Raw genomic sequence first — 24382 nt, forward strand, 5'->3', positions numbered from 1 at the left:
CAGTCTTTATTACACCCGAGAAAGAAAAACACAACTGTTCTAGCTTCAATTCAGCGACTAGAACCATATGGTGAGCTCTCTGAGTGCCTTTCTTGGTGAAATCGGCCGCCATCAGTTGCTGACCCCAGAGCAGGAACTCATGCTGGGGAGGAAGGTTCAGGCGATGGTTGTGATTACAGAACGCTGCCAGCTCGCCGGATGTCAAGGCGATGCCTGCAACTACAGCGACGAGGAAAAAGCGGTGATTCGTCGTGGGGAGCGAGCCAAAAATCAAATGATCACGGCCAATCTTCGGCTCGTTGTCAATCTCGCCAAGAGGTATCAGGGCAAGGGACTGGACCTGCTGGATCTAATCCAGGAAGGGACCCTTGGTCTGACCCGTGCCGTCGAGAAGTACGACCCCACCCGAGGCCATCGCTTTTCGACCTATGCCTACTGGTGGATTCGTCAAGGACTGAACCGCGCCCTGTCCACCCAGAGCCGCACGATCCGCATCCCTGTCAACGTCAACGAAAAACTGACCAAGCTTCGGGCTGCCAAGGCCCGCTTGATGCAGCGCAATGGTCTGACGCCTACCGCTGAGCAGCTGGCGGACTTCATGGACATCCCCCTCGCGGAAATCGAAGACCTTCTGGCCTGTGAACTGCGAAGCGTCACGGTCAGTCTTCAGGGGGTGGTGAAATCCAAGTCAGACCCCTCCGAGCTGGTGGATGTTCTTCCCAGCGACGAATTGCCTCCAATGGAGAGGGCTGAAATCGCGGAACGATCCGCTTCGGTGTGGACGTTGCTCGGCAAAGCCAACCTCACGCCCAAAGAACGCACTGTCGTGACCCTGCGGTTTGGTCTCGACGGCACCAACGAGTGGCGCACCCTGGCCGAAGTGGCACGCCACATGAACTGCTCTCGTGAATATTGCCGCCAGGTGGTGCAGCGTGCTTTGCGCAAACTGCGTAAAACCGGCGTCCAGAGCGGCCTGGTGGAATCCACACTCTGAACAGCGGTTAACCACCAACCGTTCATTCCACCCAAGCGCGTCATATTGGTGGCATTCCTTCAGGGCTGTTGATGGGTCAAGCCTCAAGTCATGCTTCCCAGACCACCGTTGAAGCCACGGTGATCGACAGCGAGCTGGTCGACGAAAGCCTGCTGAAGCGGCTTCTCGTTCGTGCCGGACGAAGCTTGGCGAGTCCTGCACTGGAAGCCCTGGAGCTGTTGCTGGACCCAGGCACTCCATCACCGGTCCGACTAACCATGTTGGCAGCCCTGAGCTATCTCCTTATGCCAGCGGATCTGATTCCGGACATCCTTCCCGCTGCCGGATTCAGTGATGACCTCGTGGCCTTGACGGCCGTGATCGGCGTCTGGCGTAATCACCTCACGCCAACCATCCAGGCCCGTGCCCAGCGCAGACTGGACCAATGGTTCCCACTGACACGCTGAGCAACACCTGATGGCTGCCTGGACTGAGGACTTGGAAGCGGAGCTGAGCCAATTGCTCAAGGATTGGCTCAAACAGCAAGGTCGAACCCAGGCGGACCTTCGCCGCAGCTTGAAGGCCGTTTCGACTCGGATGCCAGCACTGCTGGAGATTCTGGAGCGAGAGCATCGGCTTAACGGCCTCTCAGGACTGCTGGCTCGGCTTTGCCGCGTTGAAGCCGAATGGCACGGCGGCGCCGATCACACCGGTGAAGAGGCAGAGCAAAGCGATCCCTTCGGCCAATTGGATCTGCTGCTCCAGGAAATTCGACAGGACTGCCCCAGTTGAAGCACTTCGGCGGCAAAGTGGTGATACGTAGCGAGCACACAATGACCACGGCCATGCTGACCGCTGCCTTCACGCTGCTGCTGAGCCTCAACGCTGCAATCGCACCCGCTGCCAGAGCGCAATCGGAGGGCTGGATGCTGAGTCCTGACAGCAAAACCAGCAAGGACATCAAGGTGGTCCCCACCAATTGCGAGACGACGGCCGACGGCGCTATCAGCTGCGACACCAAGGTCGAGACATCGGCAAATAACACGCCAGCCCGTCCCTACTACAACCCCTTCAACGACTGATCAAGCTTGAGCCGCTCCCGAAAGTCGCAAACATCCTTCCTGACGATCGTCGATTCCGGAGAACGGGAAGTCGCCCGATTGCTCACCTTGATCACCGGTGTTGTGATCCTCGCTGCACTGATTGAGTTGGTCATGTCGCTTGGTTCCAAGCTCCTGACCGGTTCGGAGGCCACCTGGCTGGGCGATGACCTGATCAAGGTGCTCGGTGATCTGTTGACTGTGCTGATCGCTCTGGAGGTGTTGCAGAACATCACCAGCTATCTGCGCCGGCACGTCGTTCAGATCGAATTGGTTCTTGTCACGGCCCTGACGGCTGTGGCCCGCAAAGTGATCGTTCTGCCCTCCGGCGCTGAAAACAAACCTCAACTGCTTGTAGGCCTTGGCATCGCCGTGGTGTCACTTTCAGCGGCCTATTGGCTGGTCAAGCGCGCCAATGCAGGGCCAACCAGAGCGTTCCCGGCTCAGGATCGGTCCGTTCCAGCCGATGCCGTCGATGCGGGGGAATGAACCAATGATCTCCAACGCTGAGGTCGATCTCTTCTGAGGGGTTGTCACAGCTGATGCGTGCACTGCCCCGCAGCAGCACAACCCATTCGAACGTCTCCTGGCTCATCCATTCCCCTGATGGGGTTGAGGCATCGTTGGAGTTGATCAGCGAGAGCCACCAATGATCTCCTTCGAGCAGGATGCGCTCTGTTTCATATCCCTTCGACGGCAAGGCCTCCTCCAGCAGGTTGTCGTCGCATAGACAACTGTCCGGTTCTCCCCAGCGACGCGCAATCTCAAATCCCCAGCTTCTGGCGAGAGCCACCACCTGGTTGTGGTTTGTGCAGGCAGCCAGCGATTGCCTGCGCTGCTCATCATCTTCAAGGCTCTGAACCAACTGCTGCAGCTGGTTCACCTTGTGCAGGAAGCGACTGAGATCTTGCTCTGTCATTCCCGATGCAGCTCGACATGCGGTGATCCTGGCAACAGACACAAGGACTCTCGGACGCCGAAAGTCAGGAAGCCCTGATCTTCCCGCTCATGCCAACAGCGACCAAGGTTCTGACCATCGGAGATCTGGAAGCAGGCTTCGCCACGTACTGCCAGGCGCTGCGTCGTCTGGTGGCCGACGGCCGTGAGATGGAGTCCATCCGTCGCACCATCTGCTGGGATTATCTGCACCGCCTGCACACCTCCCTGCCCCAGAGCTACCGCTCTCCTGAAGAGCTGGTGGCGCGTTACAGAAGAGCTCAGCCCGCTGCTGCAAACTGAGCAGCAGTTGAAACAACATTGGTGAGCCGATTGATCGCCACCGCTGCAGCGGTCCTGATCCTGTTCACATCATTCACAACCAGCGCTCTTGCCGGTGAGACCTCCGGAGAGGGCGCTGTTTTGTTTGGCCAGCACTGTGCAGGCTGTCATATGAATGGCGGCAACATCATTCGGCGCGGCAAAAATCTCAAGCTGGCCACCTTGCAACGCCAAGGCCTGGATTCAACAGAAGCGATTGCACGCATTGCCCGGAACGGCATTGGCCAGATGAGCGGCTATGGCGACAAGCTCGGTGAAGGCGGTGACCAACTGGTGGCAAGCTGGATTCTTGAACAGGCTCAGAATGCCTGGATCCAGGGATAGACCTCAAGGGCCGTCCAGATTCCTTGTTTCCAATAGATATCGTCCTTCACAAGCTGCCGGACGGTACCAATCGCGTCAGCCTCAAAAATACCGAACACGTGGGTACCCCCCTCAGTTGGCCCCAGAGTGATCAGGACGCCATCGTCTTTCAGTGATTTCAGACGCGACAAGTGTTCCTGCCGAAATGGCACCCGTTTTTCAAGCGCATCAGCGCTGTATGTCCCCCACAGAACAAAACGAGCCATAGCAATCCGTGACGACAGAGAAAATATTTCTGAGAAAAGGATGGCACGAGTGGATGACCAAACGCTATGTTGTGAAAGTTGATCACTAACGAAACCAATGCTCACTGGGAGCGACCTTCTCAACAAAGTCAAAGAGCTGGGTGATGTCAGCAAGTCCGATCTGGTTCGCGCCTGTGGCTACGTCTCCAACAAAAAGGACGGTGGCGAGCGCCTGAACTTCACGGCGTTTTATGAATCTCTTCTGGAAGCCAAAGGTGTCAGCCTTGGCACCACCGGCATCGGTGGCGTCGGCAAAGGCGGACGCAAGCTGAGCTACGTCGCCACAGTTCAAGGAAACGGAAACCTGCTGATTGGTAAGGCCTACACAGCACTTCTGGATCTCAAACCCGGTGACGAGTTTGAGATCAAACTGGGCCGCAAGCAGATTCGTCTGATGCCTGTCGGAGGCTCCGAAGACGACGAAGAGTGATGGTCAGAGAGGTACTCCGAAAGTACTGACCTGAAGCCCAAAAACGTCCAAAGTTCTTTGGCCCTGGTCATTCCAGGGCCTTTTTCATGTTGGATCGATGCCCTAATTCCCCAGTCCAGGTCAGTCAGCTGCGTTGCGGAGCTCTCTGCAGAATCGTCCGGCTTCCTCAGCAATTTGGCCGTCACTAGCCGCCGCCATGCGCTTGACCAGCGCACTACCGACGATGGCGCCGTCAGCTCCCCAGCTGCGCACCTGGCGCACCTGATCGGCTCCAGAGATACCGAAACCCACAGCCACTGGAACCGCCGAGGATTGCTTCAGCTCCTGCACAAGCCCCTCCACCCTGGTTTCAATCTGGGCACGTTCCCCGGTGACACCGGTCACGCTCACCAGATAAGTGAAGCCCCGGCTGCGTTGACCAATTCGCACCATCCGATCAGCGGGGGTTGTGGGTGCAACCAGCAGAATCAGATCCAGTCCCTGTTGTTCCGCCAGAGGCGACAGCCGTTCCGCTTCCTCCAAGGGCAGATCAGGAACCACAAGCCCAGCGGCTCCCGCCGCTGCAGCGCGTTCACAGAACGCCTCCATGCCCACATTCAGCAAGGGGTTGGAGTAAGTGAACAAGATCACCGGAATGTTGAGTTGGCCCTTCAAAGAGGTCAGCATTTCCAACACCTTTCCGGGTGTTGTGCCCGCAGCAAGCGCTCGTGCTGCAGCGGCCTGGATCACAGGACCATCCGCCAGAGGGTCGCTGTAGGGCATCCCCAGCTCCACCATGTCTGCCCCTGAGTTCTGCAAACTCAGCAACACCTCTGAGGTTGTTGCCAGATCAGGGTCGCCAGCCATTAAAAATGGCATCAAGGCCAGACGCTTCTCCTGTTTGAGCTGCTCAAAGCGCTGAGCGATGGGTGACAACATCTGGCTCGACATCGCGGCGCGACCAATCGGATTGCAACCCGGTGAGCCTATGAGCCAGAGGGCGCGTCGGATTCATCCATGCCGATCTTTTGAAGCAGGGCTTGCTGTTCCTCCGGGGGGAGCGCATCAAATCGTTTCTGGAGATCCTCAGCCTCCTGTTCGTCATACACCTCGCGGTAGCGGCGGCGCTGCTCCATGTAGGTCATCTGGCCAGAGACCACACGGAACAAGTAGGACCCCGTCCACACCACCACGATCAACACGAGCAGAGATTGGGCCGCAATCCCGGCTGAGAAACCTTTCAGGCCGAGAGCATCGAAGCCGACATAACCAACCCCACCAAGCAGCAGAACGACCAGACCGATCAGAAGAACCTTGCCCCGCGTCAACTCAGTTGTCTCCCTGGCCGCTGAGTCGGAAATTCAGGAATGGGGCAAACAGGACCATTCCCGGGAAGAAGAGGAACACAAGGCCGTACACCAAGAGCCGTTCCACCTTGCCCATGCGCGTCCAACGGCTGTTCATCCAAAAGAACAGGGCCAACGGCACCACCAGCAGATAAAGACCGCCCAGCAGGGCATAGGCCAGGATCACCAGCAGGGTGTCCTGAGGGATCGAGGAAACCAGGGACTGCAGGTCCAAGATCTGAGATCGAATGGGGGAAATCTAGGATGTCCTCCAAGGGGGCATGGCGGAATTGGTAGACGCACGCGACTTAAAATCGTTTGGGCCGAAAGGCCTGTGGGGGTTCAAGTCCCCCTGCCCCCATCAAGCCTCAGCTAACGAATCGTCAGTCAGCCAGCAATGCACCTAGGCGGGTGCGGAACTCTCCTTTGGACATACCGCCCTTCAGTTCCCCGTGAATGGTGAAATCACCCTCCGGGTCAGTGACCAAGAGATAGGTCGGCCATCCCATCCCCTCCTTGTTGGGATACTGCTTCAGCAGGACTTTGCGGTATTTCCTGTAAGCCTCGGTGTCCTGAAGCATCACCGAGACGAACTCGGCACCAAGCTCCTCAGCAACCTTGGCGTCGTAATGGCTCATCTTGTGACAAGTGCCGCAATCCTCTGAGCTGAACTTGATCACATGCATGGCTGAAGCCTCCAGGGCAGCGTTTCCCCAGCATGGAAGGGAACCAGCCCGTTCACCAGCTCGGGCACGTCAACAGCAACCTTTTCAAGGATGACCGTGTCGTTGTTCACCGGCAGGCCGTAAAAGGTTGGACCGTGCAGGGAGGCGAAACCTTCGAGGTGATGCATGGCCTCTTCCTCTGCAAAAACCTGGGTGTAGCTCTCCAGCGCATGGGGGGCATTGAAGATGCCTGCACAGCCGCAGGAGGTTTCCTTGCCGGCTCTCGGATGAGGGGCGGAATCAGTGCCCAGGAAAAACCGTGGATCTCCGCTGGTGGCCGCCCGCCGCAGAGCAAGACGATGGCGCTCCCGTTTGGCCACCGGCAGGCAGTAGAAGTCGCTGCGCAAGCCGCCAAGGAACATGGCGTTGCGATTGATGTGCAGGTGATGGGGTGTGATCGTGGCCGCCAGATTGCTATCGGACGAACCCACGTAATCAACGGCCTGCTCGGTGGTGATGTGCTCGAACACCACCTTGAGCTCAGGATGACGGGTCCGCAGGACCATCAGATGCCGCTCGATGAACGCCGCTTCCCGATCGAACACATCGACATCCGGATCCGTCACTTCCCCATGAATGAGCAGAGGCATGCCGATGGCCTCCATCCGGCTCAAGACAGGTCCAATCTGACCGAGATCAGTCACACCAGCGGCTGAATTGGTCGTGGCGTTCGCGGGATACAGCTTGGCGGCGGTGTAGACCCCCTCCTGGAAACCCCGCTCAAGATCATCTGGATCTGAGTTGTCCGTGAGATAAGCGGTCATCAAGGGTGTGAATGCCACCCCTTCAGGACAGGCCGACAGGATGCGGTCGCGGTACGAACGCGCTGCATCCACCGTCGTAATCGGCGGTCGCAGGTTGGGCATCACGATGGCTCGCCGGAAGCAACGGGCTGTGTAGGCCACAACCCGTTCCAGCATCTCCTCATCTCTGAGGTGAACGTGCCAGTCGTCCGGAGCGGTGATCGTGAGCTGTTCAGGCATGGGTTGGAAGCCCTTCAACCGCCAGACGCAGAGCCGACAGGCGATCAGAGGTGAGATGACCCTCAGGCAAGCGCTCCAGCAACTTCAGTTTGCGAAGGCGATTCTCGGTGCTTCCGGAAACACCAACCATGAACACATCGCGGCCCACCTCCATCGCTTCTTTCACTGCATTCTCAAGGGCGATGGCAGCGGTCACCCCCAGGTGGGACACCTCGGAGAGGTCAAACACCACAGCCTGGCAATTGCCGATGGCGTTGTGCTCGCGGGAGATCGCCTTAGCAACCCCAAAAATCATCGGACCAGCCAACTGGAACAGCAGCACCATGCCGGAGGCTCGATCCAGCAGCTGCTGCTCCTCATCACTGAGCTCCACATCGTCATCGGTGGTGCTGATGGTTTTCACCTTTTTGGACTGCAGCGTGCTCATGCGGTCGATCGTGAGCACGTTGGCGACAAACACGCCGATGCCCACTGCAGCGATCAGATCCACCAGCACAGTGAGAGCGATCACGCCGTAGGTGATCACCGCAGCTTTCACCGACAGATGGTGGGCCCGCTGGAGAAAATCCCAGTCGATGATGTCGATGCCCACCTTCACAGCGATGCCGGCGAGCACCGCCAGGGGGATGCGGGATGCCAGCGGAGCCGCCAGCAACACCACCAGCATCAGCACAATGGCCCTGACAATGCCGGACAAGGCGGTTCGTCCGCCGGACTGAATGTTGACCACCGTTCCCATGGTGGCTCCGGCACCAGGCATCGCCCCAAACAGCCCGGACACGACATTGGCCAGACCCTGGCCGATCAGCTCCTTGTTGGAATTGTGTTCCGTGCGGGTCAGGCTGTCGGCAACCACTGAGGTGAGCAACGCATCAATGCAGCCGAGCATCCCGAGCACAGCGGCATCGATCACCATCAGCCGCAACTTACCGCTGGAGAACGTCGGCAGCTGGAAGCTGGGAAATGCGGCAGAAAACTCCGGAATGGTACGCAGACCTGCGCCACTGAACAGGCTCAGAGCCAGCACCGTGCCCACCACAAGTGCCAGCAACTGCGGCGGGCAGACCTTTTTCACCGCAGAGGGGGTGAACCAAAGGATGGCCAGGGTTATCAAGGCCAGCAGCAGCTCCATGGGCTGGGTTCCCTGAACCAGGGCCGGCATCTCCAACAAGGTGCCTATCACCCCCCCCTTGGGAGTGGCCTGTCCCAGGAAGGGCCCCAGTTGCAGCAGCACCAGGATGATGCCGATGCCGGACATGAAGCCCGAAATCACCGTGTAGGGCATCATCGTGACGTAACGCCCAAGCCGGAACAGACCGAAGAGGATCTGAAAGATCCCGGCCAGAACGCCGACGCTGAAGGCCATCGCCAAGGCCTGCTCAGGGCTGTCGGCTGTCGCGGTGAAACTGATGATCACTGACGTGAACACCACGGTCATCGGGCCTGTGGGCTCCGAAATCAGGGTGGGCGTGCCACCGAACAGCGACGCCATCAGACCGATGATCACCGCCCCCCAGAGACCAGCGGCAGCACCGGCACCCGAAGCGATGCCGAAGGCCAATGCCATGGGCAACGCGATCACGGCAGCTGTGAGTCCGCCGAACACATCCCCCTTCAGGTTTGTGGCGTTGATGCGGTTCAGCACGATCCGGCCCAGCGTCAAGGCTTGTGATCTTAGGCGGCTTCTCAGCGAAGCAGAATCCTTCCAGAAAGCGCGACTGACATGCCTGACTTCCTCAGAGCGACCATCGACGTGCTCCTCGGCATCGGCCTGCTCTTTGGAGGAGGGGAACTGTTCGTGCAGGGCTCTGTGGCTCTTGCGGTGATCTTCGGCATTCCGCAGCTGGTGATCGGTCTCACCGTGGTCTCCCTTGGCACCAGCGCACCCGAACTGTTTGTCAGCCTGAGTTCGGTGTTGGAGGGCGCCGACACCCTGGCCGTGAGCAATGCCGTCGGAAGCAACATCTTCAATGTGATGGTGGTTCTTGGGGCCAGCGCACTGGTGCTTCCCCTCAAGGTGGAAAGCCGCCTGGTGCGACGGGATGTTCCCCTGCTCATCGCCATCTCCGCCGCGGTCTGGGGGATGGCCGCAACCGGTCAGGTGACCTGGCAATCGGGTGTGGCGTTGCTTCTGGCGCTGGTGATCAACACCATCTGGGAAATCCGCACGGCTCGTGAGGAGCCCGACGGCAGTGAAGGGGCCGAGCCTGAGATCAAAGCCAATGCTGGGCGCGATGGCTGGACCATGGCTGTGGTGCGATTGATCGCCGGGATTGTCGTCCTCACGATCGGCTCCAGGGTGCTGGTCAGTGGCGCCACATCAGCGGCCTCGCTTCTGGGCGTCAGCGAAGCGGTGATCGGCTTGACCATTGTCTCGGCCGGTACATCGATGCCGGAGTTGATCACCTCGCTTGTCGCAGCGTTACGAGGTCGGACAGACCTGGCGATCGGCAACGTGGTGGGGAGCTGCCTGCTCAATCTGATGCTGGTACTGGGTGGTGGGGCTTTGGCAGCTGCCGGTCGTGGCCTTGAAGTGAGCCCTGAACTGATTCAGGATGATTTGCCCATCATGTTGATGACCAGCCTCGCCTGTCTGCCGATTTTCTGGACCCGCGGTTGCATCACACGGCTGGAAGGTGGGCTGCTGCTTGGGCTGTACGTGCTGTACGTGATCGACAACGTGCTGCCGAGAACAACGCTGTCCAGCTGGTCGGATGAATTCCGCCTGGTGATGCTGTGTCTGGTTCTGCCTGTTGTGATAGTGGTGATCATCACTCAGGCAATTTTTTACTGGAAGAGAACGAAAGGTCGTCCGGATCACATCCCTGGGTGAGGTGTGAGACGGATGGAGTTGTGTTTCCTCATGAGGGGATGACCGTCTGAATCTCTCTGTCCATCCTTGGGTCGCGTGTTGCTCGACCTGCCGATGCTCGAGCTGCTTCCTGCTCTCAACGACAAGAACCTTCCCTGGCTCGACGTCATCCATCCGATCGTCGTGCATTTCGTCATCTCGATGGCGCTGATCACCGTCGTCTTCGATCTGATCGGAGTCGTTACCAGAAAGAAGAACCTGTTTGAGGTCAGCTTCTGGAACCTGATCGTCGCCACTGTGGCGATCATCGTCGCCATCATCTTCGGACAGATCGAAGCCGGTCTGGCCAATCCCTACGGCGCCTCGCGAGACATCCTCAATTACCACAGCACCATTGGTTGGTCCCTGGCCGGCGTGCTGGCATTGCTCACCGGCTGGCGTTACGTCGCCCGTCAGAAAGACCCCAACGTCCTGCCGAAGGGGTTCCTTGCCATCGACTTCGTCCTGGCGGGTCTGGTGTTCGCCCAGGTGTACCTCGGCGACAAGCTCGTCTGGGTTTATGGCCTTCATACGGTTCCGGTGGTGGAAGCAATCCGTGAAGGGGTGCTCTCATGACCCTGTTTGCCGCGATTGCATCGCCGATTAACGACATCGCCGACTCCCTCGGCGCTAATGACCTTCCCTACGCGATTCCCCTGCACCCGAACCTGGTGCATCTCACCATCGGGCTGTTCGCGATCGGGATCGCCTTCGACTTCGCTGGCGCGTTTTACCCTTTGGAGAAAAGGATCTTCCGCTTCCTGGCCCTGCCCGTGACCCGCAGCGGCTTTCACGATGTGGGCTGGTACAACCTCGTGGCCTGCAGCGGTATCACCTTCTTCACGGTGGCCGCCGGCTTCTACGAAATGCTGTTGGCGGTACCGCTGCCGGGCATCCGCAGCATCCTCGGCCAGACCGCCATCGACACCATGCTCTGGCATGCCATCGGTGGAGTTGCCATTCTGCTGGTGATCGTCGCCATGACTGTCTGGCGCGGTTACCAACGTTTCATCTGGCGCAAAGACCTGGGACGTCAGGTGACCTGGCTGTACCTGTTCTGCGGGGCCTCGATACTGATGCTGATGGGCCTGCACGGAAGCCTCGGCGCTTGGCTCGCCAGCGATTTCGGTATTCACATCACCGCCGACCAACTGCTGGCCGCCGGTGCCGATCTCAATGAGGTGCTGCCATGACCACCACTGCTCCCAAGAACAGCCCGAACATCGGCGCCATCGTGATCATCACGATCGCTGTGGTGATCAATCTGGTGATCGCCAAATTGATGGCGATGTGGTCCTACAGCTGGTTTCCGCCGCAGGCCTCTTCGGCGGCGCCCTACGTCGACGACCTGTTCGCGTTGGAAACGGGCATCGGCTCCTTCATTTTCTTCGGCTGCACCGGAGTGATGGGTTGGGTGCTGCTGTTCAACCGCGCTGGTAAGTACGACGAAAGCGATGGTGCGCCGATTGAAGGCAACACCAAGCTGGAAATCATCTGGACGATCATCCCCCTGGTGACGGTCTTAGTGATCGCTGCCTACACGATGAACGTCAACATGAAGCTTCAGAACCTTGGTCCGAAGCACAAATACACCATCGGCACAGACCCAACGGCATTGATGGAGGCCGATCCCATCGCAGACGTGGGCCCAATCGATGTGATTGCGCGCCAATGGAGCTGGGAATTTGTCTATCCCAATGGTGTGCGCAGCTCAGAGCTGCATCTGCCTGTTGATCAACGGGTCAATTTCCGCTTGATCTCTGAAGACGTTCTGCACAGTTTTTTCGTTCCGGCCTTCCGCCTGAAGCAGGACATCATCCCCGGCAGCATCATTTCCTACAGCCTGACGCCAACCAAAGAAGGGCGATTCCGGTTGCGGGACGCCATGTTCAGCGGTGCCTATTTCTCCCAGAACCAGACCGACGTCATCGTCGAATCCGATCAGGCCTACGGCGATTGGCTGACAACAACCGCCAAGCAACCGCTGCAACCTGGCCTTGACCCTGGCCGTGCTCTTTACGACCGCCGCATCGCCCGCGGCGACAAGGGATGGGCCACGGTGCCGCCTGCACCGCCCCCAATGGTGAACGACCCCGGCGATCCCTCCATCCCCCATGACGCCTGAGCGATGACCACCACCAATTACGACCCCCGCGTCCTCAAGGCGCCCCATCCCGTACCCGGTGCTCCGGACAACTGGAAGCGCTTCTTCAGCTTCAACACCGATGCCAAGGTGATCGGCATCCAGTACATCGCCACCTCGCTGTTTTTCCTGCTGGTTGGAGGTCTGCTGGCCATGATCGTGCGCGGTGAACTGATCACACCGCCGGCCGATCTTGTTGATCCCACGGTTTACAACGGGCTCTACACCATGCACGGAACAGTGATGCTGTTCCTCTTTTTGTTCCCGATTCTCAACGGCTTCAACAACCTGTTGATCCCCACGATGATCGGTGCGCCGGACATGGCGTTTCCGAAGCTCAACGCTGCAGCCTTCTGGCTGGTGCCGGTGTTCGCCGTCGTGCTGATGGGCAGTTTCTTCGCCCCCGGCGGTCCAGCCTCCTCGGGCTGGTGGTCCTATCCGCCGATGAGTCTGCAGAACCCCCTGGGGCACTTCATCAACGGTGAGTTCCTCTGGATCCTGGCGGTAGCGCTGTCGGGAATCTCCTCGATCATGGGCGCCGTCAATTTCGTGACGACGATCATCCGCATGCGCGCCCCCGGCATGGGCTTTTTCAAGATGCCGGTGTTCGTGTGGACCGCCTGGGCCGCCCAGACGATTCAATTGATCGGCCTGCCGGCCCTCACCGGTGGCGCTGTGATGTTGCTGTTTGACCTCAGCTTCGGCACCAGCTTTTTCCGGCCTGAGGGCGGTGGTGATCCGGTGCTGTTCCAACACTTCTTCTGGTTCTATTCGCACCCCGCCGTGTATGTGCTGGTGCTGCCGGTGTTTGGCATCTTCTCTGAGCTGTTCCCCGTTTATGCCCGCAAGCCGCTGTTCGGCTACCGGTTCGTAGCCATCGCCTCCTTCGGCATCACCTTCCTCAGCCTGATCGTGTGGGCGCACCACATGTTCTACACAGGCACACCGAACTGGATGCGCCATATCTTCATGTTCACCACGATGTTGATCGCGGTGCCCACCGGCGTGAAGGTGTTCGCCTGGCTGGGAACGCTGTGGCAGGGAAATTTGAGGCTGAACACGCCGATGTTGTTCTGCCTCGGAGGCCTGTTCAACTTCATCTTCGCCGGCATCACAGGCGTGATGCTGGCCACGGTGCCGATCGACATTCACGTGGGTAACACCGCCTTTGTGGTGGCCCATTTCCACTACGTGATCTTCAACACGATCGCCTTTGGGGTGTTCGCCGGCATCTATCACTGGTTCCCGAAATTCACCGGCCGCATGTACTACGAGGGCCTCGGCAAGGTGCACTTTGTGCTCACCTTCATCGGCGCCACCTTGAACTGGCTGCCGATTCACTGGGCCGGCCTGCTCGGCATGCCCCGCCGAGTGGCCTCCTACGACCCGGAATTCGCCATCTGGAACGTACTGGGCAGCATCGGCGCCTTCATGCTCGGCGTTGCCTCGATCCCTTTCATTCTCAACATGGTGAGTTCCTGGGCACGCGGCCCGAAGGCCCCTGCCAATCCCTGGCGGGCCATCGGTTTGGAGTGGTTGCTGCCCTCCCCGCCACCGGCTGAAAACTTCGAGGACGACATCCCCACCGTGATTAGCGAGCCCTACGGCTACGGCCTGGGCCACCCCCTCGTCGAGGACGAGGAGTTCTACGTCCGCCGTTCCCAGGAGGCCTTAACCGATGACCAGCGTCAACCCCGACATTCAGCTTAATCACACCCCGGGCCATGTGAAGCACGACGGTCACAACATGACCGGTTTCGTGATCTTCCTCTGCTCCGAGAGCGTCATCTTCCTGGCCTTCTTCGCCGGCTACGCCGTGCTCAAGCTCACGGCTCCTCAATGGCTACCGGATGGCGTTGAGGGGTTGGAGGTACGCATGCCTCTGATCAACAGCGTGGTGCTGGTGAGCTCCAGTTTTGTGGCCTATTTAGCCGAGCGCTATCTGCACAAGGGCAACCTCTGGGGTTTCCGGGCGGTGTGGTTCCTCACCATGGCGATGGGGTCCTACTTCGTCTACGGGCAGTACGTCGAATGGTCGGAACTCACCTTCAGCCTCAGCAGCGGTGTGTTCGGCGGGATGTTCTATCTGCTCACGGGTTTTCACGGCCTGCATGTGATCACCGGCATCCTGCTGATGGGCCTGATGCTGGCCCGGTCGTTCCGTCCGGGAAATTACGACAAGGGCGAAATGGGCGTCGCTTCGGTGAGCCTGTTCTGGCACTTCGTCGATGTGATCTGGATCCTTCTTTTCCTCCTTATCTACGTCTGGCAGTAATCCCATGATTATCGACGACCGCCACTACGACGTCATCGTCATCGGCAGCGGCGCTGGGGGAGGCACTCTGGCAGGTGCTCTGAGCCGCAAGGGCAAAACCGTGCTGGTGCTCGAGCGCGGCGGGGCGATGGCCCTGGAGGATCAGAACGTCGCCGATGTGGATCTGTTCCGCAAGGACCGCTATCACCCCAAGAACGAACGTTGGTTTGGTCCCGACGGCGATCCCTTCGCCCCCCAGACCACCTACGCCCGCGGCGGCAACAGCAAGATCTGGGGCGCGGTGCTGGAGCGCATGCGCGAGAAGGACTTCACCGAAGTCCCCCTGCAGGAAGGTGTGTCACCCGCCTGGCCGTTCGACTACGCCGAACTGGCCCCGTACTACGAACAGGCTGAACAGCTGTACAAGGTGCATGGCAAGGCCGGCGTGGACCCCACCGAGCCAGGGCGCCATTGCGACTACCTGGCCAAACCGAAGGCGGTGGAACCGTTTCTGGAACCGCTTCGCGCCGCTTTGCAACGCCAGGGATGCCAGCCCTACGACATCCCCATCAGCTGGTCTGACGATCGTGAGGATCCGAGCGGCGATGCCCAGCTGTTCGGTCTCGAGGCCGGAGATCCGGAGCGGCTCACCCTGCGCGATAACGCCAGAGTCTTGCGACTGCATGTGAACCCCAACGGTCGAGAGGTGAAGGCCGTGGAGGCGGAGCTGGGTGGAGACATCTGGCTGTTCCGCGCCGATGTTGTGGTGTTGGCGGCCGGGGCTGTGAATACTCCTGTGATCCTTCTTCGCTCGGCCAATTCCCATCACCCCAAGGGCATCAGCAACGGCTCCGATCAGGTGGGCCGCAATCTGATGAATCTGCAGCTCACCTCGATTCTGCAGCTGGCCACCGAACGCAACAGCGGTCGCTACGGACGATCCCTGGGCATCAACGACTACTACTGGGGAGACAAGAACGTCAGCTTTCCCCTGGGGCACATCCAGACCGCCGGCGGTGTGCTGCAGGACGCGCTGTTCGCCGAGTCGCCACCTGTGCTCTCTCTGGTGAGCAAGATGATCCCTGATTTCGGCCTCGAGCAACTGGCGTCCCGCTCCGTGGCCTGGTGGGCGATGACGGAGGTAATGCCGGATCCCCACAACAAGATCTGGCTGCACAACGACCAGATCCGCATCAACTACATCCACAACAACCGCGAAGCTCACGATCGACTTGTTTATCGATGGATCGACACGTTGAAAGAGGTGGAGAAGGACCCGATCACCAAAGTGGTGCTCAAGGCCCCCACCCATGCCCGCGGTGAAGCGCCCCTGAGTGTGGTGGGCTACGGCTGCGGCAGTTGTCGAATGGGCGACGACCCCGCCAACTCCGTGGTTGATGCTCACGGCAAGTGCCATGAGCTGGAGAACCTCTACCTCGCGGACGCGAGCATCTTCCCCAGTTGCCCCAGTGTGGGACCTGGTCTCACCGTGATCGCATTGGCCCTGAGATTGGCGGACAAACTCGGCTGATCAATCACCGAGCAGATACGCCCGCAAGGAGCCGATCGGCCCCTGCTGGGGGGCCTGCTGCACCAAGCGCCCTGCCAGGAGAGCACCGCCGATCACTTCATTCGGAACAAGACGTGACATCAGGCGAGCCTCCAGCTCACTGTTGATTTCGTCGCTTGGGTACAGGCTGATCACAGCCATCACCTCGCGGTCATCCATGAAGCGATGGACGAGAACGGTGATCTGACTGTCACTGAGAAAACTGCGGCCGTCCCGACCGAACAGGTGCTGCACGGCATGAAACAGTTCATGCCGTACGACCTCATCGATGGAGCGACCTTTGGAGCGGATGCGCTCCGTGCAGAGGGCAATTTCGGACCGCTGGGGGTCGTAGCTGCCAACCCCCGCCGGCTGAGCGTCACACCAGGCACCACCCTGAACCGTTCCCACCCCCAACCAAGCCGCGAAAAGCAACAGGAAGGGAATGGGCATCAAGAATTAACGCATCCTTAATTTCACCATAACTATTGCGTCTCACGGTTCCTGTGATGGATACGACAGATCTCAAGATTTCTTCAGACTCTTTTGATCAACCCATCGTCACGAATTCCTCGGACACCGAGGGATGCAAGGCCATCGTGCGATCGAAATCCGCCTTGGTGGCCCCCATACCGACGGCAATAGCTGCCATCTGAATGATTTCGGCGGCATGCTCCCCCACCATGTGGCACCCGAGCACACGATCCGTCGAGATCTCCACAACCAGCTTCAACAAACAACGGGACCCGGTGGCCGGGAGGGCGCGCGACATCGATCGGAACCGGGCCCGATGGATCACCACACCATCCACACCATGGCGGTCGATGGCCGCCTCTTCAGAAAGGCCCACCGTGGCCAGTTCGGGATCACTGAACACCGCGCTGGCCACAAGGTCGTGGTTCACCTGTCGAGGCCGACTGCCAAAGGTGGCATCGGCAAAGGCGCGGCCTTCATCGATCGCCACCGGCGTGAGATTGACTCGGTCGGTGACATCACCAACTGCATAGATGTGGGCAACCGAGGTGCGTGAGTCGGCATCAACGCTGATCCGTCCCTGCTCCACGGCCACACCAGCAGCATCGAGACCCAGGCCATCCAGCCATGGGCGCCGGCCAGTGGCCATCAACACCCCACCGCAGGGCAAAGCCAACCCATCCGACAGCTGAACCATCAAGTCACCGGGCTGACCGCTCACTGCCGACACCGTGCGTTCCAACAACACGTGGATTCCCTGCTCCTGCAGCCCCTCCAGCACGGCGTCCGCCAGCTCCCGGTCAAATCCCCTGAGCAGGCCTGAGCCCCGCACCACCTGGGTGACTTCCACTCCAAGGCCACGCAGGATGCAGGCGAATTCACAGGCGATGAAGCCCGCTCCCACCACCACCACCTCCTTCGGCAACTGCTCCAGGTTGAACATGTCATCGCTGATCCAGGTGTGCTCAATCCCGGGAATATCCGGGCGTACCGGCCGCCCTCCAACAGCCACCAAATAGTGCGCAGCAGACAGCTCCCGTTGGATCGGGCCACCCCGTTCGGGCGCGATGCCGATGCACTGGTCGGACAGAAACCTGCCCCAGCCATCGATGCGCTCAACACCCGCCTTCTCCAGAAAGCCGAGATGCAGATGATTGAGCCGATCCACCTCGGCCCTCACCCGGCGAAACAGTTCCGCAACGTTGCTCTCAACGGAACCCAGGGTGAGGCCATAGGCCGGTGCATCGTTGAGCTGATGCCGCGCTTGAGCGCCGTAGACCAACAGCTTTTTGGGGACACATCCCCGGATCACACAGGTGCCGCCGACGCGGTCTCCCTCAACAATGGCCACCTTGGCGCCATGGCGTGCCGCCCGCTTGGCAGCGGCCAACCCTCCAGACCCTGCACCCAGAACAATCAGATCAAAGGTCGACTCGATGGCCATGGCGACGTTGGCAACAGATCAATTCTCATGACGCGGAGGATGCCTGTCGACGTGCCACTAGACACATGCCGGAAAGTAAAGGCAGCGTTATGGTTTGAGCAAGATTGGCTCAAGGACACGTGAAGAGACGTGGAAGCGAGAGCCTTACCACCGTTGACCCATGAAAAAAACGCAACGTTCCAGGCCCCAACCCCCTGATCTTGAGCAGCAGGCGCTCCAGCGTCGGGACATCGTGATGCTGCTCACCTCCGATGACATGAGTCTTCGTCTCAAACAGCTGGCACGCGAGGGTCGCCAGGACGACTGTCTAGCGCTGATGCAGGAATTGGGGGACTGGCAGTCCTATGGACGAGGCGATCTGTCCCCGATCCTCCATGCCCCCTACATCGGTTCTGTCTGAAGCACTCTCCTGGTCAGACCTGGAGGGTCTGACCGCTGACGAACCTGACCGCACGCAGGGGCCGACTAATGCCCAGGCGGTTCTTCGCTTGTTCGGCCAGGAGGAAAGCGCTGTTCGCGTCACCCTTTACCGCGATCACCATGCCTGGTGCCCGTACTGCCAAAAGGTGTGGTTATGGTTGGAGTTCAAACGGATTCCGTACCGCATCCGCAAGGTGACGATGCGCTGCTACGGCAGCAAAGAGCCCTGGTTTCTGCAGCGTGTTCCGAGCGGAATGCTGCCGGCCCTTGATCTCGATGGCCGGCTGATCACCGAAAGCGATGAGATCCTCATGCAACTGGAGGCGACTTTCGGGCCCCTCGGCCAACCGATGACCACTCCGGACGTGTGCTCGCATCGGCAGCTGGAACGGCTGCTGTTCCGGGCTTGGTGCCTGTGGCTGTGCACCCCTGGCCTCAGCCCGAAGGATGACCAACGGGCCATGGAGCAATTCCGGCGCGTCGCCGGGCAGTTCGAGCAAGCCCTGCGTCAATCACCCGGCCCCTTTCTTGATCCCGCTGCACCGGGAACCGCTGATCTGGTGTTCGTGCCTTATGTGGAACGGATGAACGCTTCTTTGGCTTATTACAAGGGATGTCGACTCCGCCATGAGCATCCGGCCATCGATGCCTGGTTCCGGGCTCTTGAACAGCTGGCCACCTATCGCGGCACCCAGAGCGATCACCACACCCATGCCCACGACCTTCCCCCACAGATGGGCGGCTGCTGGTCCAACCATTCCGACGCGGCACGGACCATGGCCGATCAAATCGACCGCGGTGACGGACTCGCTGACGATGAAGCCTGCTGGGACGCCGACCACAGCATCAACGCGGCGGCCATCGCCCTGGGCCGGGTGCTGCGTCACCGCGAGCGATTGATGGAGCGAAACCCACTGGGCCGCACCGGCTTTGATCAACCACTCCGGTGTGCTCTCACCAACCTGATGGGCCAAGGCTCACCGTGCCCCGACCGCGGCAGTGCCCTTGCGCTTCGCCACCTCCGCGATCGGATCTCAGTTCCTCGGGACATGCCCCTGCCGGCCGCTCGGCTGTTGCGTCAGGCGCTTGAACGGACAGCGGAACTGGATGGCCCAGATCAGCCCCGACCACTGCCGATCCGGGACCGATTCGATCAGGACCCAGCGCCTTTCGTGGGTCGGCCATAGTGAAGGTCTTGACACCTGCGGTGTGGCTCTCGACCTGTCTGGCTACCAACCGATCCCGGAAGCTGGACGCAAGACCGAGCTGACCGAGATCCCCATCGCCAGCCTTCAGCCGACCCAATGGTGCGTGGGTCTTGCGGAGGTATGGGCCCGGCAGGAGGACTTCGCCAGCGAAACCCGCCAGCAACGGCTCGACTATCTCAAGGGCAAGCCCGTGCCCCTGGTCCGCAGTGCTGCCGGTGAGGTCTGGATGGTGGATCGCCACCACCGACTGCGGGGTCTGCTGGGTCTGGATCCCCAGTCCACGACCTGGGGTTATGTAATTGCCGATCTGCACTGCAGCGACCGCAGCGAGGTGATGCGGTTCCTCGAACAACAGGGTTGGTTGTACCTGATCGACGGACGGGGCTCTGGGCCACGTCAGCCGATGGAGTTACCCCGTACCTTGCTCGATCTGGAGGACGACCCCTACCGCAGCCTGGTGTGGAAGCTGAAGAAGGAAGGCTTCATCAAGCCGCAGCCGCAGATCCCATATCACGAATTTCGCTGGGGTGCCTGGTTGCGTCGAAGGCCCTTGCCACCCTTCAGTTCCCGGCAGCTTCAGCCAGCACTGGCCCCGGCTCGCCGCCTGGTGTGTTCCCAGGCCGCCAGCACGATGGCGGGATGGAAAGGCGATAAGAAGGCTTGCCGCTGATCAGCGTTTGCGCCGGGAATCGATCTGAAGCAGGTCCTTGACCTTCTGCACCTGGCCTGCCAGCTGGGGGTCGCTGGCCAGCTTCTTCTCCACCTGTTCGATCGCGTACATCACGGTGGTGTGGTCCTTGCCGCCGAAGGTGTCGCCGATCCGCGGCAGGCTCAGATCCGTGCCCTGCCGCATCAGGTACATCCCCACCTGACGGGCCTGGCTGACGGCACGCCGGCGGGTGCTGCTCAGCATCTCCTCTGCGGTGACATCAAACACCTCCGACACCTTGTCGATCACTTGCTGCGGTGTGACGTCAACGCCTTGTCCGGTCGGATCAAGCATCGGCGCCACCGACTCCACCGTCATCGGCAGGCCGGTGATCGAGGCGAAGGCCACGGCACGGGTGAGGGCCCCCTCAAGCTCTCGGATGTTGGAGGTGAAGCGCCCCGCCAGGTAATGGATCAGATCCCGGGGCAGGGCCATGCGCTCCTGCTCCGCTTTCTTCTGGAGAATCGCCATGCGGGTCTCGAGATCAGGGGCCTGGATATCAGCGATCAGGCCCATCTGGAAGCGGGAGATCAAGCGCTGCTGCAACCTGGGGATCTGACTGGGGGGCCGATCACTGGCGATCACCACCTGTTTGCCGGCTTCGTGCAAGGCATTAAAGGTGTGGAAGAACTCCTCCTGGGTGTATTCCTTGCCTTCGATGAACTGGATGTCATCCACCAACAGCAGATCCGCCGCGCGGTAACGGTCTCGGAAGGCCTTCATGCCGTCCTTGCGGATGCTGTCGATCAGATCATTGGTGAAGGTTTCGGTGGAGACGTAGGACACTCGAGCAGAGGGATCGATCTCCAACCGGTAGTGACCGATGGCCTGCATCAAGTGGGTCTTGCCCAGACCGACTCCGCCACAGATGAACAGGGGATTGAATTCACGGCCGGGAGCCTCCGCCACCGCCAGGGCTGCCGCATGGGCCATCCGACTGTTGGGACCCACAACGAATCGACCGAACACATAACGGGGGTTGAGCCCCGGCAGCACCCGTCGCGGCGATCGCGACGGCGCGGACTCCCGGGCAGCCGCCGAGTATCCGGGGGCCAAGGCGGGCTCCGGCGGGTCAGCGTCCTGGTTTGTCACCCCGGGGGAGACGACAGCGGGATCAGCCAGAACCACCACCTGCACCGGGCCACCGCAGGCTTCGCTGGCCAACTGGGTGATCGAAGGCAGAAGCTGCTCCCTCAACCTGACTCCGGCAAAGGGATTCGGGGCGAGCAGGCGCAGTTCCCCGTTGGCAAAGCCACTGCAGGCCGTTGGCCGGATGAAGGTCTCGAAGGTGGGCTTGCTCAGCTTGGTCTGCAGCCCCCCACGCACCTTGCTCCAGAGCTCCTCGCCCGTCAGCACCACACCGCCATCCCTTGAATACTGAATCTACGCACGCTGCTCGGAACAGTCCGCTTTTAATGAATCAGCAGACACCAAGCTTCGATGCCGCCTTCGCTGCGTCTGATCGGGTTCACCCTGATCGCCACCAGCCTGAGCTCCTGCAGCCTGTTTCGAGACCTGAGGGGAGGATCGGAAGCTCCGAAGGTGGAACCTCCACCTGTGGTCCACGATCGGCCGCGCTCAGCCCCTCTGCAACCGGGGGAGAACGTGATCGTCAAAGCCGTCGAGCGGGTCGGGCCTTCGGTGGTGCGGATCGATACGGAGAAGGACATCAACAACCCAATGGGTCAGCTGTTCGGCCTTGGCCCCTCCACCCAGCGGCAGCAGGGCCAGGGGTCGGGGTTCATCACCCGTGCTAACGGCCTTATCTTCACGAACGAGCACGTGGTGCGCGGGGCGGATCGGGTCAATGTGACCCTGCCCGACGGGCGCCGGTTCCAAGGCACCGTCCTGGGCGGCGACCCACTCACGGACGTGGCTGTGGTGAAGGTGGTGGCAGAAAATCTGCCGGTGGCGAGCCTCGGCAATTCCGACCAGCTGCGGCCAGGGGAATGGGCGATTGCGATCGGGAATCCCTTTGGCCTGAACAACACCGTCACCGCCGGCATCATCAGTGCGGTGGATCGGACCGATGCCAACATCGGGGAAGGGCAGCGAGTGCCGTATATCCAGACGGACGCTGCCGTGAATCCAGGCAACAGCGGTGGACCGTTGATCAGCGCAGCCGGTGAGGTGATCGGCATGAACACGGCCATCCGCAAGGCCCCAGGGGCTGGGTTGAGTTTTGCGGTGCCGATCAACCTCGCCAAACGGATCGCTCAGCAGATCGTGAGCACCGGGCAGGCCTCGCACCCCTTCATCGGTGTGCAGCTGCGCAGCCTCACCCCGCAACTGGCACGGGAGATCAATGCCACCAGCACCCGCTGCACCGTGCCCGTTGTGAACGGTGTTCTCGTGGTGGACGTGGTGCCCGACACCCCGGCTGAATCGGCAGGGATCCGCCAGTGCGATCTGATCCGGGCCGTGAATGGAACCTCAGTGGAGAATCCATCCGAAGTGCAACTGGCCGTTGATCGAGGCCGTGTAGGGCAACCGATGCAGATCACGATCGAACGCGACGGCCTGGAACAAACCCTGGAGGTTCTGCCCAAGGAACTGCCACGACGCCAGCGCTGAGGTGACCACTCCCGCTGCCCTGGTGCTGATGGCCCGCTGGCCCGCGCCGGGGCGATGCAAACGACGACTGGCTGCGGACATGCAGTCACAGCTGAGCATCAATCACAGCAGCGAACGCAGTGCCCGTCTGCAGGCGCAGCTCACCCATCACACCATCGCTGTGGCCTGCACATTGCATCGAGAAGGGTGGGTCACCCCTGTATTGGCCGTCAGTGGACTGGGTCCCAGCCGTGCCCGGCATTGGGGCCGGCAGCAGGGCATCGAAGAGATCGGACTGCAGGGCGATGGCAACCTCGGAACACGCTTAAAACGGCAACTGCTGCGCCTGCGCCATCGCCGCACACCTGTGCTTGTGGTGGGCAGCGACCTACCGGAGTTCAACCGCCGCGACCTGCTGATGGCACTGGAGAGCCTGCACAGCCATGACCTTGTCCTGGGGCCCGCCGCTGACGGGGGCTACTGGCTGATGGCTCTGTCCGCAGCGCTGATGCAGACACCGGAGCGATGGCCACTGGTCGGCATCCCCTGGGGCAGCTCCGAGGTCTTGGACACCACGCTGGAGTCGGCCGAATGCAACAACCTCACCGTGGGACTCCTGCCGCAGCGACAGGACCTGGATCACCTGCGTGACCTCAAGCGATGGCAAGGCTGAGCATCCTGATCCCGACGCTGAACGAAGCGCGACGGCTTCCCCTGCTGCTTGCCGATCTGGCCCGCTGGCCCCATGGGGCCCAGGTGATCGTCGTTGATGGAGGGAGCCGAGATCGAACAACAGTTGTGGCCAACCTGGCTGGCGTGGCTCGACTGAGCAGCCCAGAACGGGGCCGTGGGCAGCAACTCATCCACGGCATGGCCGCTGCTATCAATGACTGGACGCTGGTGCTCCACGCCGACAGCCGTCTGCCGCCCCGTTGGTGCAGCGCCGTTCAACGGGTGATTGAGAACCCCCAGGCGAAACGCGATGCCTGGTTCTTCGACTTTCGTGTGGAGGAGAGGGGGCCGATGCTGTGGCTGCTGGAACGCAGCGTCGCCCTGCGCAGTCGGCTCGCACAGCGACCCTACGGCGACCAGGGGCTGCTGATCCACCGCAGGCTTTATGAAGCCAGCGGCGGTTACAGCCCGATCCCCTTGATGGAGGACCTGGACCTGGTGGAGAGGATTGCACGTCACCACAGGCTGCGGCGACTTCGCTGTCCGCTGGTCACCAGCAACCGGCGCTGGCAGGAGCAGGGGGTGATCAGCAGGGCCTGGGGCAACTGGAGGCTGCGACGCCGTTGGCAGCAAGGCATTGCCGCTGATCAACTGGCAGGTGACTACGACCGCTGAACGGCACG

General features: G+C 60.6%; 32 protein-coding genes and 1 tRNA gene. 22 read left to right on the forward strand and 11 right to left on the reverse strand.

What is annotated here, in order from left to right:
- The first annotated feature begins 67 nt into the window (after positions 1–67).
- From SynA1524_RS07595 to SynA1524_RS07615, 5 genes are all read left to right on the forward strand, one after another.
- Positions 68–994 (forward strand): sigma-70 family RNA polymerase sigma factor, encoded by a 927-nt coding sequence (locus SynA1524_RS07595; protein ID WP_186496516.1) that lies wholly within the window; start codon positions 68–70, stop codon positions 992–994.
- A 71-nt stretch (positions 995–1065) separates the two neighbouring features.
- Positions 1066–1440 carry a YkvA family protein gene (locus SynA1524_RS07600; RefSeq protein ID WP_186496519.1) on the forward strand — a complete coding sequence of 125 codons (375 nt, stop codon included), beginning with the start codon at positions 1066–1068 and terminating at the stop codon, positions 1438–1440.
- A gap of 10 nt (positions 1441–1450) precedes the next feature.
- Positions 1451–1765 carry a hypothetical protein gene (locus SynA1524_RS07605; RefSeq protein WP_186496521.1) on the forward strand — a complete coding sequence of 105 codons (315 nt, stop codon included), beginning with the start codon at positions 1451–1453 and terminating at the stop codon, positions 1763–1765.
- A complete protein-coding gene (locus SynA1524_RS07610; RefSeq protein WP_286188532.1) occupies positions 1762–2055 on the forward strand; it encodes a hypothetical protein in 294 nt (97 codons plus the stop codon). The genes SynA1524_RS07605 and SynA1524_RS07610 overlap by 4 nt, the downstream gene beginning before the upstream one ends.
- A gap of 6 nt (positions 2056–2061) precedes the next feature.
- Positions 2062–2562 (forward strand): phosphate-starvation-inducible PsiE family protein, encoded by a 501-nt coding sequence (locus SynA1524_RS07615; RefSeq protein WP_186496525.1) that lies wholly within the window; start codon positions 2062–2064, stop codon positions 2560–2562.
- Here the strand turns inward: SynA1524_RS07615 and SynA1524_RS07620 are convergent.
- Positions 2477–2992 (reverse strand): Nif11 domain/cupin domain-containing protein, encoded by a 516-nt coding sequence (locus tag SynA1524_RS07620; RefSeq protein WP_186496527.1) that lies wholly within the window; start codon positions 2990–2992, stop codon positions 2477–2479. The two genes, SynA1524_RS07615 and SynA1524_RS07620, sit on opposite strands and share 86 nt — an antisense overlap.
- Before the next feature lie 89 nt (positions 2993–3081).
- Here SynA1524_RS07620 and SynA1524_RS07625 point away from each other — a divergent pair, with 89 nt between their 5' ends.
- Both SynA1524_RS07625 and SynA1524_RS07630 read left to right on the forward strand, forming a co-directional pair.
- Positions 3082–3312 carry a DUF3136 domain-containing protein gene (locus SynA1524_RS07625; RefSeq protein ID WP_186496529.1) on the forward strand — a complete coding sequence of 77 codons (231 nt, stop codon included), beginning with the start codon at positions 3082–3084 and terminating at the stop codon, positions 3310–3312.
- Positions 3313–3342: 30 nt separating this feature from the next.
- Positions 3343–3675 (forward strand): c-type cytochrome, encoded by a 333-nt coding sequence (locus SynA1524_RS07630; protein WP_186499568.1) that lies wholly within the window; start codon positions 3343–3345, stop codon positions 3673–3675.
- Here SynA1524_RS07630 and SynA1524_RS07635 read toward each other — a convergent pair.
- Positions 3651–3920, reverse strand: a complete 270-nt coding sequence (locus tag SynA1524_RS07635) for a YciI family protein (protein WP_186499567.1) — start codon at positions 3918–3920, stop codon at positions 3651–3653. The genes SynA1524_RS07630 and SynA1524_RS07635 overlap by 25 nt on opposite strands.
- Before the next feature lie 97 nt (positions 3921–4017).
- On the opposite strand from SynA1524_RS07635, the gene SynA1524_RS07640 reads away from it, so the two are divergent.
- Positions 4018–4389, forward strand: a complete 372-nt coding sequence (locus SynA1524_RS07640; protein ID WP_186496531.1) for an AbrB family transcriptional regulator — start codon at positions 4018–4020, stop codon at positions 4387–4389.
- Positions 4390–4509: 120 nt separating this feature from the next.
- On the opposite strand, the gene trpA is transcribed toward SynA1524_RS07640, so the two are convergent.
- From trpA to SynA1524_RS07655, 3 genes are read right to left on the reverse strand one after another with little or no spacing between them, the layout of a single operon-like run.
- Entirely contained in the window at positions 4510–5319 is an 810-nt protein-coding gene (gene trpA / locus SynA1524_RS07645; protein ID WP_186496533.1) for a tryptophan synthase subunit alpha, read from the reverse strand.
- A 35-nt stretch (positions 5320–5354) separates the two neighbouring features.
- A complete protein-coding gene (locus tag SynA1524_RS07650; RefSeq protein WP_186496535.1) occupies positions 5355–5696 on the reverse strand; it encodes a DUF3007 family protein in 342 nt (113 codons plus the stop codon).
- 1 nt (position 5697) lies between these two features.
- Positions 5698–5949, reverse strand: a complete 252-nt coding sequence (locus SynA1524_RS07655; protein WP_186496537.1) for an NAD(P)H-quinone oxidoreductase subunit L — start codon at positions 5947–5949, stop codon at positions 5698–5700.
- 40 nt (positions 5950–5989) lie between these two features.
- On the opposite strand from SynA1524_RS07655, the gene SynA1524_RS07660 reads away from it, so the two are divergent.
- Positions 5990–6075 (forward strand) — tRNA-Leu (locus tag SynA1524_RS07660).
- Between the two features lie 22 nt (positions 6076–6097).
- On the opposite strand, the gene SynA1524_RS07665 is transcribed toward SynA1524_RS07660, so the two are convergent.
- Genes SynA1524_RS07665 through SynA1524_RS07675 form a run of 3 tightly spaced genes read right to left on the reverse strand, consistent with a single transcriptional unit; the run spans position 6098 to position 9085 of the window.
- Positions 6098–6400: a TlpA family protein disulfide reductase gene (locus tag SynA1524_RS07665; protein WP_186496539.1), complete on the reverse strand. Its 303-nt coding sequence runs from the start codon at positions 6398–6400 to the stop codon at positions 6098–6100.
- Positions 6391–7422: a dihydroorotase gene (pyrC, locus tag SynA1524_RS07670; RefSeq protein ID WP_186496541.1), complete on the reverse strand. Its 1032-nt coding sequence runs from the start codon at positions 7420–7422 to the stop codon at positions 6391–6393. Before pyrC ends, SynA1524_RS07665 begins: the two co-directional genes overlap by 10 nt.
- Positions 7415–9085, reverse strand: coding sequence for a SulP family inorganic anion transporter (locus SynA1524_RS07675; protein WP_286188533.1), 1671 nt, complete (start codon positions 9083–9085; stop codon positions 7415–7417). The genes pyrC and SynA1524_RS07675 overlap by 8 nt, the downstream gene beginning before the upstream one ends.
- Before the next feature lie 60 nt (positions 9086–9145).
- On the opposite strand from SynA1524_RS07675, the gene SynA1524_RS07680 reads away from it, so the two are divergent.
- The 7 genes from SynA1524_RS07680 (at position 9146) to SynA1524_RS07710 (ending at position 16201) form a co-directional block, all read left to right on the forward strand.
- Positions 9146–10255 (forward strand): calcium/sodium antiporter, encoded by a 1110-nt coding sequence (locus SynA1524_RS07680; protein ID WP_186496550.1) that lies wholly within the window; start codon positions 9146–9148, stop codon positions 10253–10255.
- A 93-nt stretch (positions 10256–10348) separates the two neighbouring features.
- Positions 10349–10849 (forward strand): DUF2231 domain-containing protein, encoded by a 501-nt coding sequence (locus tag SynA1524_RS07685; protein ID WP_186499570.1) that lies wholly within the window; start codon positions 10349–10351, stop codon positions 10847–10849.
- Positions 10846–11466, forward strand: coding sequence for a DUF2231 domain-containing protein (locus tag SynA1524_RS07690; RefSeq protein ID WP_186496552.1), 621 nt, complete (start codon positions 10846–10848; stop codon positions 11464–11466). Before SynA1524_RS07685 ends, SynA1524_RS07690 begins: the two co-directional genes overlap by 4 nt.
- The gene (locus SynA1524_RS07695) at positions 11463–12398 is read left to right on the forward strand and encodes a cytochrome c oxidase subunit II (protein ID WP_186496554.1); all 936 of its coding nucleotides are present in this window, start codon (positions 11463–11465) and stop codon (positions 12396–12398) included. Before SynA1524_RS07690 ends, SynA1524_RS07695 begins: the two co-directional genes overlap by 4 nt.
- Before the next feature lie 3 nt (positions 12399–12401).
- The gene (locus tag SynA1524_RS07700) at positions 12402–14126 is read left to right on the forward strand and encodes a cytochrome c oxidase subunit I (protein WP_186496561.1); all 1725 of its coding nucleotides are present in this window, start codon (positions 12402–12404) and stop codon (positions 14124–14126) included.
- Entirely contained in the window at positions 14095–14691 is a 597-nt protein-coding gene (locus tag SynA1524_RS07705) for a cytochrome c oxidase subunit 3 (RefSeq protein WP_186496563.1), read from the forward strand. The genes SynA1524_RS07700 and SynA1524_RS07705 overlap by 32 nt, the downstream gene beginning before the upstream one ends.
- A 4-nt stretch (positions 14692–14695) precedes the next feature.
- Positions 14696–16201, forward strand: a complete 1506-nt coding sequence (locus tag SynA1524_RS07710; protein ID WP_186496565.1) for a GMC oxidoreductase — start codon at positions 14696–14698, stop codon at positions 16199–16201.
- On the opposite strand, the gene SynA1524_RS07715 is transcribed toward SynA1524_RS07710, so the two are convergent.
- Positions 16202–16672, reverse strand: coding sequence for a hypothetical protein (locus SynA1524_RS07715; RefSeq protein ID WP_286188534.1), 471 nt, complete (start codon positions 16670–16672; stop codon positions 16202–16204). It abuts the gene before it with no gap.
- Between the two features lie 97 nt (positions 16673–16769).
- A complete protein-coding gene (gorA, locus tag SynA1524_RS07720; RefSeq protein WP_186499571.1) occupies positions 16770–18131 on the reverse strand; it encodes a glutathione-disulfide reductase in 1362 nt (453 codons plus the stop codon).
- Between the two features lie 166 nt (positions 18132–18297).
- Between gorA and SynA1524_RS07725 the strand changes: the two genes are divergently transcribed.
- From SynA1524_RS07725 to SynA1524_RS07735, 3 genes are read left to right on the forward strand one after another with little or no spacing between them, the layout of a single operon-like run.
- Positions 18298–18537 carry a hypothetical protein gene (locus tag SynA1524_RS07725; protein WP_186496569.1) on the forward strand — a complete coding sequence of 80 codons (240 nt, stop codon included), beginning with the start codon at positions 18298–18300 and terminating at the stop codon, positions 18535–18537.
- Positions 18512–19744 carry a glutathione S-transferase family protein gene (locus SynA1524_RS07730; RefSeq protein WP_286188535.1) on the forward strand — a complete coding sequence of 411 codons (1233 nt, stop codon included), beginning with the start codon at positions 18512–18514 and terminating at the stop codon, positions 19742–19744. The genes SynA1524_RS07725 and SynA1524_RS07730 overlap by 26 nt, the downstream gene beginning before the upstream one ends.
- Before the next feature lie 22 nt (positions 19745–19766).
- On the forward strand, positions 19767–20435 hold the full coding sequence (locus tag SynA1524_RS07735) for a ParB-like protein (RefSeq protein ID WP_186496573.1): 669 nt from the start codon (positions 19767–19769) through the stop codon (positions 20433–20435).
- Here SynA1524_RS07735 and dnaA read toward each other — a convergent pair whose 3' ends face one another.
- Positions 20436–21833 carry a chromosomal replication initiator protein DnaA gene (dnaA, locus tag SynA1524_RS07740; protein ID WP_186496575.1) on the reverse strand — a complete coding sequence of 466 codons (1398 nt, stop codon included), beginning with the start codon at positions 21831–21833 and terminating at the stop codon, positions 20436–20438.
- An 81-nt stretch (positions 21834–21914) separates the two neighbouring features.
- Between dnaA and SynA1524_RS07745 the strand changes: the two genes are divergently transcribed.
- From SynA1524_RS07745 to SynA1524_RS07755, 3 genes are read left to right on the forward strand one after another with little or no spacing between them, the layout of a single operon-like run.
- A complete protein-coding gene (locus SynA1524_RS07745) occupies positions 21915–23048 on the forward strand; it encodes a trypsin-like peptidase domain-containing protein (protein WP_186496577.1) in 1134 nt (377 codons plus the stop codon).
- Between the two features lies 1 nt (position 23049).
- The gene (locus tag SynA1524_RS07750) at positions 23050–23700 is read left to right on the forward strand and encodes a TIGR04282 family arsenosugar biosynthesis glycosyltransferase (RefSeq protein WP_186496579.1); all 651 of its coding nucleotides are present in this window, start codon (positions 23050–23052) and stop codon (positions 23698–23700) included.
- A complete protein-coding gene (locus tag SynA1524_RS07755) occupies positions 23688–24374 on the forward strand; it encodes a TIGR04283 family arsenosugar biosynthesis glycosyltransferase (protein WP_186496581.1) in 687 nt (228 codons plus the stop codon). Before SynA1524_RS07750 ends, SynA1524_RS07755 begins: the two co-directional genes overlap by 13 nt.
- Positions 24375–24382: the final 8 nt, after the last annotated feature.

Origin of the sequence: Synechococcus sp. A15-24, assembly GCF_014280195.1 — a bacterium.
Taxonomy (GTDB): Bacteria; Cyanobacteriota; Cyanobacteriia; order PCC-6307; family Cyanobiaceae; genus Parasynechococcus.